This is a genomic window from Polaromonas sp. UBA4122 (genome assembly GCA_002381615.1).
Lineage (GTDB): Bacteria > Pseudomonadota > Gammaproteobacteria > Burkholderiales > Burkholderiaceae_C > Polaromonas.
Window position 1 is genome coordinate 1 of sequence record DFWY01000055.1, and the last position, 7,272, is coordinate 7,272.

The window sequence follows — 7,272 nt, forward strand, 5'->3', positions numbered from 1 at the left end:
CTGCCAGGCCACCAGGTTGTGGACCTGCAGCAGGTCGAACCGCGGCACCCGCCAGAGCTGGCGCGACGCCTCGATTTGCGCCGCCCCGGCCGACGAAGTCCAGACCTTGTCGGCGGAAAAAACGCGCCGCTGCGCCGACAGCTTTTGCAGGCCGTCGCCGATCACACCCTGCGAGGATCCGTACATCGGCGAGGAATCGATCAGGCGGCCGCCGGCATCGAAGAAGTGGCGCATGACCTCGGCGCAATGCGCGCGCGCCGGGGGGTCGTTGCCGACATTGAAGGTGATCCAGCTGCCCAGCCCGACCACCGGAATCTGTTCGCCGGACGAGGCAATGGTTCTGGACAGTGGCTGCGGCCGTGCAGTGTTTTGTGCATAGACGCGCGCCGCGCCCAGCGCGGGAATCAGGTGCAGCAGGACGTCGCGGCGTCTCATTTCGCCAGCCTAGCACAGGGACATGGCGCGCGCAGTGGTTTTGTCGTGATAAGGGTGTATGGCCGGGAAAAGATGAACTAACTGTTGGGTGGCGATCAGATCGCCTGGGTGTAAAGCTGATCGGCTGGAGTCGGTCAGCCAATGATTGGCGCACTTGATCAAAACGGCACTAGCGGCACACACATACCCGCAAGGTGCCAAGAAAAGGCATCTAGTTTCAAAATCTAATTGTGGCGGAGTTTTCTAAGCGGCTGCATGAATGGCAATTGGTTTGAGCAAAAAAAATACTCTGCCACGCCTCCTTATTGCGTCAGAACCTTGGTCAATGGGTAGTACACCAATTTGATTAAATGTTGCGGTCCCCAGACTTTGTTCGAACCGATCCTGTGCGGATTTGGCTCGAACGTCGAACCAGTGATCACGAAAACATTCCCGGCAGCACGCATCACATATTTGCGGGTGGCCTTTTCAATATTGCTCGACTTGCCGTTAATGACTTCACTTTGCGGCACCATGTTCGCCAGCGAAAAACTTTGCGCCATTGACTCTTCTGTTGCCATATCCCCGGCCGGTGCCACCGATCCATGCCTGATTTTTTATCCTCAACACCGTACTTGCAACTATGCCTTGCGTATGCACTCAAGCAGGATCGCGAACGCCGGGCCGATCTCCTCTTCCGGCACGCAGGCGTAGCCGAGCAGCAAACCCTGCTGCACCTTCGGCCCGATGAAGTAGCGCGATAGCGGCCGTGCCAGTATGCCGCGCGCCTTGCACGCAGTGGAGATGGCCTGGTCGTCGGCTTCATCGGGCAGTCGCAGCACCAGGTGCAACCCGGCGTTGCTGGCGTGTTCATGCAGACTGTGGGGGCCGAGGAAGCGCGTAATCAGACCCGCCAGTACGGCCCGCCGCTTGCCATACAACAATCGCATGCGGCGTATGTGCGCAGCATACTCACCGCAACGCATGAATTCGGCGATCGCCGCCTGCGTCAGCAAATGCCCGCCTCGATAGAGCTCTGCATGACCGACCTGGAACAGCGTCGCCAGCGCGGGCGGCAACACCAGGTAGCCCATGCGCAGGCCGGGAAACAAGGTCTTGCTGAAGGTGCCGATATAGATCACCGGCGCGTCAGGCTCGAGTCCTTGCAGTGAGGGAATCGGCTGGCCCGAATAACGGAATTCGCTGTCGTAGTCATCCTCGACGATCCAGGCACCGGTCTGCCGCGCCAACTCCAGCAGCGCGCGCCGGCGCGCCAGGCTCATGACCGCGCCCAGCGGATACTGGTGCGAAGGGGTGACAAAAACGAAGCGCGGCGCCGGCGTCGTCCCTGCCGCTACCGACGGCACCGACATGCCGTCGGCATCGACCGCGATCGGCTGCATCGCGATGTCGCTGATCTGAAGAATGCTGCGGATACCCCAATAGCTCGGCTCCTCTACCCATGCCACATCGCCGGGCGAACCGAGCAGGCGCACCACCAGATCGATCGCCTGGTGGATGCCTTCGGTGATAAGTACCTGCTCCGGGGCGCAGCGTATCGAGCGCGCCAGCCGTAGATGCACCGCGACCGTTTCGCGCAACGCCGGCAATCCGCCATCATAGGAATAGCTAAGCAACGCGGGATCAGGCTTGCTCCAGAGGCGGGCGCTGATTTGCGCATAGCGCCGGTAGGGAAAGCGCGTCACATCCGGCACACCCGGCATGAACGCGCCCCATTGCACCGGCGAGGCCGCGGCGTCGCGCAGCAGGCGCGCCCCACGCGGCGACAGGCCTGGCATGGTCACGCGCGCGGCCCCAGAGCCGCTGGCCTGGGTTGCGTTGAGGTAGGCCTCGGGCGCAGTACTGGCTACAAAGGTGCCGCTGCCGATGCGGGCGTGCACATAGCCCTCGGCCAGCAACTGCTCATAGGCGTACATCACGGTATTGCGCGACAACTGCAACTCCGCCGCGAGGTCGCGCGACGGAGGCAGACGGGTCGACGGTGCCAAGCTGCCATCCTGAATCGCGCCGCGTATGCATTCATACAGGCCGCGGTTGAACGGTTTTCCGAGCGCTGCGATACCGGCGGTACCCATGTGCTGCAACAGTAGGTCGGAGCAGATAGACTTCAATTGGCACCATCCGATTAAACCAAGTGGCTCTCGATTGTAGTGCCAAGCAAAGGTGTAATGGCCTCTTACCAGCCATAGCGGCGCTCATCCGACGCGGCTCGATTTCTACCAGACCGATGATGTTGGCCGGATCTCCGGCTCGCGAAAGTGACCATGAAAAATCTCGACTTGAATCAACGCCGCGCACTCGCAACCCCGCGCGGCGTTGGAGTCATGTGTGACTTCTATGCCGCGCGCGCCGAAAATGCAACGCTATGGGACGTCGAGGACCGCGTCTACACCGACTTCGCTGCTGGCATCGCGGTACTAAATACCGGCCACCGCCATCCGCGTGTAACGCAGGCGATCGCCGCCCAGCTCGAGGCATTCACCCATACCTGTTACCAGGTAGTACCCTACGAAATCTACATCTCGCTGGCCGAACGCATCAACGCCGTAGTTCCGATTCACGGCCTCAAGAAGACGGCGTTTTTCTCGACCGGCGCCGAAGCGGTCGAGAACGCGGTCAAGATTGCGCGCGCTTATACCGGAAGACCGGCGGTCATCGCCTTTTCCGGCGCCTTTCACGGCCGCACCATGCTCGGCATGGCACTCACCGGAAAGGTGGTGCCCTACAAGGTCGGCTTCGGCCCCTTCCCGAGCGAGATCCATCACGCTCCCTTCCCTTGTCCTTCGCATGGGGTCAGCAGCGAGGACAGTCTGGCCGCTATCGAGATGCTGTTCAAGGTCGATGTCGATCCGCAGCAGGTGGCGGCCATCATCATTGAGCCGGTGCAGGGGGAAGGCGGCTTTCATGCCGCGCCGCCAGAGTTCATGCAGGCGCTGCGCGCACTGTGCGACCGCCATGGCATCCTGTTGATCGCCGATGAAGTTCAAACCGGTTTTGCCCGCACCGGCAAGTTGTTTGCCATGGAGCACTACGGCGTGCAACCGGACCTGATGACGCTGGCCAAGAGCCTGGCCGGCGGAATGCCGCTGTCGGCCGTGGTCGGCCGCGCCGAAATCATGGACGCGGCGTTGCCTGGCGGGCTCGGCGGCACCTACGGCGGCAACCCGTTGGCGCTGGCCGCGGCGCATGCGGTGCTCGATGTCATCGTCGATGAGCGACTGTGCGAGCGTTCTGCCGAACTCGGTGCGCGCATGCTGGCGTACCTGGAAGAGCAGCGCGCGCACTGCCCCGCGCTGGCCGATGTGCGCGGCCTGGGTTCGATGGTCGCCGCCGAGTTCAACGATCCTCAGAGCGGTCTCCCGAGTGCCGAGGAGGCCAAGGCCGTGCAGCGCCGCGCGCTCGAGCAGGGCCTGATCCTGCTCACCTGCGGCGTGCATGGCAACGCGATTCGCTTCCTGTACCCTCTGACGATTCCCGATGCGCAGTTCGATGCGGCGCTCGCGATTCTCACGCGGGTCCTGAGTGCCTGAGCAGCGTCTAGACGTGGTGCTGTACAGTAATTGCAGCGCGCTTTTTTTGCCAGAACTTGCATGATCCTTGCATAAGTGATCCTTCCGTTCTGTGCGCACCAGCGGACAGGCGGTCTGAATGTCCGGTTTGAGAAATCGAGTCGGCTTACGTTAATCTCACATTGAAGAGGCAATACACCATGTTCATCCGTTCGCTACAAGCCGGCGTCGCCGGCGTCGTGCTGTTGTTTGCATCCCTAGCCGGCGCGCAGTCCGCAGTCGACTGGCCCACTCATGCCGTCAAGATTATCGTTCCCTTTCAGGCTGGTGCGGCAACCGACCTGATCTCGCGTCAGTTCGGCCAAGCGCTGGCAAAGGAATACGGCCAGCCGTTCATCATCGAAAACCGCCCGGGTGCTGCCGCCATGATTGGCAGCGATGCCGCTTCGCGGGCGCCGGGCGATGGCTACACGCTCCTGATGACGGGCCCGGCGTCGATGGTCACGAACCGTTTTCTCTACAAGAAGCTGAGCTACGATCCGGATGCCTTCGAGAAGGTATCGCTGGTCGCCTTTACGCCGAACATCCTGCTGTCGAGTCCGTCGCTGCCGTTCAAGACCTTGGCCGAGATGGTTGAGTATGCCAAGGCCAATCCTGGCAAGCTGACCTACGCCTCGTTCGGTACCGGCACCACCTCGCACCTCGCCGGTGAGATGCTCAAGTTGCTGGCCAAGATCGATATCGTGCACGTGCCCTACAAGGGCGCGAGTGAAGCGATTCCGGCGCTGCTTGGCGGCCAGGTATCGATGTACTTCGACACTATCATGACCGGCCTGCCCTTCGTCAAAAATGGCAAGCTGCGCGCGCTCGGCGTGTCCAATTCAAAGCGCTCCGAAATGGCGCCCGAGATCCCGACCATCGCCGAACAGGGCTACCCCGGATTCGACATCGCGCCGTGGTACGGCATCGTCGCCACCAAGGGCACACCGCCTGAGGTGGTGGTCAAGCTGAACGCCTCGATTGAACGCTTGCTGAAGGACCCGGCATTTCGCGAAAAACTGGTGCACACCGGTGCCGAGGCACTCTTTGCCAACCCGGTCGACTTTGCAGCGATGGTAAAGACGGAAATTCCGCGCACAGAAAAGCTGGTGCAGCAGTCGGGCGTGATCTTGCAATAAGGTTTTTTTCAACACTCACCCGGACCCACCATGTTGCCTTTCGACTGGACCTTCCCCTATCCCGCGCAAAAAATGCCGCTGCTTGCAGCTAACGCGGTCAGCGCCAGCCAGCCGCTGGCCGCGCAGGCCGGACTGCGCATGCTTTACGAAGGCGGCAACGCCATTGACAGCGCGATCGCCACCGCAATTGCCCTGACCGTGGTCGAGCCGGTGATGAACGGCATCGGCGGCGACATGTTCGCACTGGTCTGGCATGCAGGGCAGTTGCATGGCTTGAACTCGAGTGGCCGTTCGCCGGCGGCATGGACACCCGAGTATTTCAAGGGTCGCGACAAAATGCCGTCGACCGGGTGGGACACAGTTACCGTTCCCGGCCAGGTCGCCGGCTGGAAGGCACTGTCGAAGCGCTTTGGCAAACTTCCGTTCGCACGGCTGTTCGCCCCCGCGATTGGCTATGCGGAAAGCGGTTTCATGGTCTCTCCACAAATCGCCCGCCAGTGGGCCGCGCAAGTCCCTGTTCTGATCGACCAGCCGGGCTTTCGAGAAGCCTTCACGCGCGACGGCCGTGCGCCGCAGGCCGGCGAGCGCTGGTGTTTCCCGGAGCAGGCGGCAACCCTGCGCGCGATCGCCGAAAGCGATGGTGAAAGCTTTTACCGCGGCGCGCTGGCCGAGCGCATCGCGTATTTCGCCAGCCAGACCGGCGGCGCGTTGCGCGCTGCGGATCTGGCTGCGCACGAGGCGGAATGGGTGACGCCGATCCAACAAAGTTTTCGCGGCTACACGCTGCATGAAATTCCGCCGAGTGGGCAGGGACTGGCAGCGCTCATCGGCCTGGGCATCCTCGATCGCTTCGACCTCGAAGCGATGGGCCGTGACAGCGCCGCCTTCTATCACGTCAGCGTCGAAGCCATGAAGCTGGCGTTCGCCGATTTGCATCGTCACGTCGCCGACCCGGCCAGCATGCAGCTGTCTCCGGCGGTCCTGCTCGACCCCGCCTACCTCGCCGAGCGAGCCGCGCTGATCGACATGGACTGCGCCGCGGCGCCGAGCGCCGGCATGCCCAAGACCGGCGGTACCGTCTACCTCGCGAGCGCCGACGCCGCCGGCACGATGGTGTCCTTCATTCAGTCGAACTACCGCGGCTTCGGCTCCGGCCTAGTGGTGCCGGGCACCGGCATCAGCCTGCATAACCGCGGCGAGGGCTTCAACCTGAAGCCGGGTCACGCCAATTGCGTGGCGCCGAACAAAAAGCCGATGCACACCATCATTCCCGGCTTCATCACCCGCGGCGGCGCGCCGGTGATGGCGATGGGCGTGATGGGCGGCTCGATGCAGGCGCAGGGGCATGTGCAGATGATGGCGCGCCTCGCGGTCTTCGGCCAAAACCCGCAGGCGATGAGCGATGCGCCGCGCTTTCGGGTCGAGCCCGGACCGCTGCTCAACGTCGAAGCGCATTTGCCGGTCGACGTGGTGGATGCACTTCGCGCGCGCGGCCATCGGGTCGAGGTTGCGCCGCGCGACAGCCTGGAATTCGGCTCAGCGCAATTGATTTACAAGGCCGCAGACGGCTACATCGCCGCCTCCGATTCGCGTCGCGATGGGCAGGCCGTGGGCTTCTGAAGCAAAAGATCGGCGCTGCAACCATGCGCTGAACTTAAAACAACGGCGCTATTACCAGCGACCTACTGGATTATTTCTATCGGACTGAAGGCCCATGGGCCGGCCGTCCAGATCCCAATATCACCAGACAGCACCGCCACAACGATGACTTAGCGAGCATGGGCTCAGTAATTATTAGGGTTTTCCCTGTTTGCATACGTATGCAATCCCTCAAGAATTCATATGTATGCAAACCCCAATATTCAGGAAATCACCATGATCAGATATCTCAAACATGGCAAGGACGTGCAGATCCGGTCCGAAGACGACGTCAAGGTTCGCTCCACTGTCGAAGGCATCATCAAGGACATTGAGGCACGTGGCGATGTTGCCGTGCGCGACTACAGCCGCAAGTTCGACAACTGGGACCCGTCCGACTTCCGCCTGTCACAGGGCGAAATCGAAGCGGCCATGAAAAGCCTGTCGGCGCGCGAAATCGAGGACATCACCTTCGCGCAAAAGCAGGTGCGCAACTTCGCGCAGATCCAGCG

At 61.9% G+C, this 7,272-nt stretch carries 6 protein-coding genes and 1 pseudogene; 4 read left to right on the forward strand and 3 right to left on the reverse strand.

Features of this window, described 5'->3' with window-relative positions:
• From B3F77_RS07240 to B3F77_RS07250, 3 genes and pseudogenes are all read right to left on the reverse strand, one after another.
• Nucleotides 1-435: aldo/keto reductase (locus B3F77_RS07240; protein WP_293604309.1), on the reverse strand; the 435-nt coding region annotated here is incomplete at its 3' end.
• Between the two features lie 332 nt (nucleotides 436-767).
• A pseudogene (locus B3F77_RS07245) lies at nucleotides 768-1,019 on the reverse strand (DNA/RNA non-specific endonuclease); the annotation flags it as partial.
• Between the two features lie 36 nt (nucleotides 1,020-1,055).
• Nucleotides 1,056-2,546 carry a PLP-dependent aminotransferase family protein gene (locus B3F77_RS07250; RefSeq protein ID WP_414702973.1) on the reverse strand — a complete coding sequence of 497 codons (1,491 nt, stop codon included), beginning with the start codon at nucleotides 2,544-2,546 and terminating at the stop codon, nucleotides 1,056-1,058.
• A gap of 153 nt (nucleotides 2,547-2,699) precedes the next feature.
• On the opposite strand from B3F77_RS07250, the gene B3F77_RS07255 reads away from it, so the two are divergent.
• The 4 genes from B3F77_RS07255 to B3F77_RS07270 all read left to right on the forward strand — a co-directional run.
• Nucleotides 2,700-3,965 carry a 4-aminobutyrate--2-oxoglutarate transaminase gene (locus B3F77_RS07255; protein WP_293604310.1) on the forward strand — a complete coding sequence of 422 codons (1,266 nt, stop codon included), beginning with the start codon at nucleotides 2,700-2,702 and terminating at the stop codon, nucleotides 3,963-3,965.
• 179 nt (nucleotides 3,966-4,144) lie between these two features.
• Nucleotides 4,145-5,122: a Bug family tripartite tricarboxylate transporter substrate binding protein gene (locus B3F77_RS07260; protein WP_293604311.1), complete on the forward strand. Its 978-nt coding sequence runs from the start codon at nucleotides 4,145-4,147 to the stop codon at nucleotides 5,120-5,122.
• A gap of 30 nt (nucleotides 5,123-5,152) precedes the next feature.
• Nucleotides 5,153-6,742 (forward strand): gamma-glutamyltransferase family protein, encoded by a 1,590-nt coding sequence (locus tag B3F77_RS07265; RefSeq protein ID WP_293604312.1) that lies wholly within the window; start codon nucleotides 5,153-5,155, stop codon nucleotides 6,740-6,742.
• Nucleotides 6,743-6,997: 255 nt separating this feature from the next.
• Nucleotides 6,998-7,272 (forward strand): histidinol dehydrogenase (locus B3F77_RS07270; protein ID WP_293604313.1); only part of this gene is annotated, 275 nt, incomplete at its 3' end.

Excerpts from the sequence above, each read along its gene's own strand:
- B3F77_RS07255 (WP_293604310.1), top strand. The coding sequence starts at position 2,700 with ATGAAAAATCTCGACTTGAATCAACGCCGCGCACTCGCAACCCCGCGC.
- B3F77_RS07260 (WP_293604311.1), top strand. The coding sequence starts at position 4,145 with ATGTTCATCCGTTCGCTACAAGCCGGCGTCGCCGGCGTCGTGCTGTTG.
- B3F77_RS07265 (WP_293604312.1), top strand. The coding sequence starts at position 5,153 with ATGTTGCCTTTCGACTGGACCTTCCCCTATCCCGCGCAAAAAATGCCG.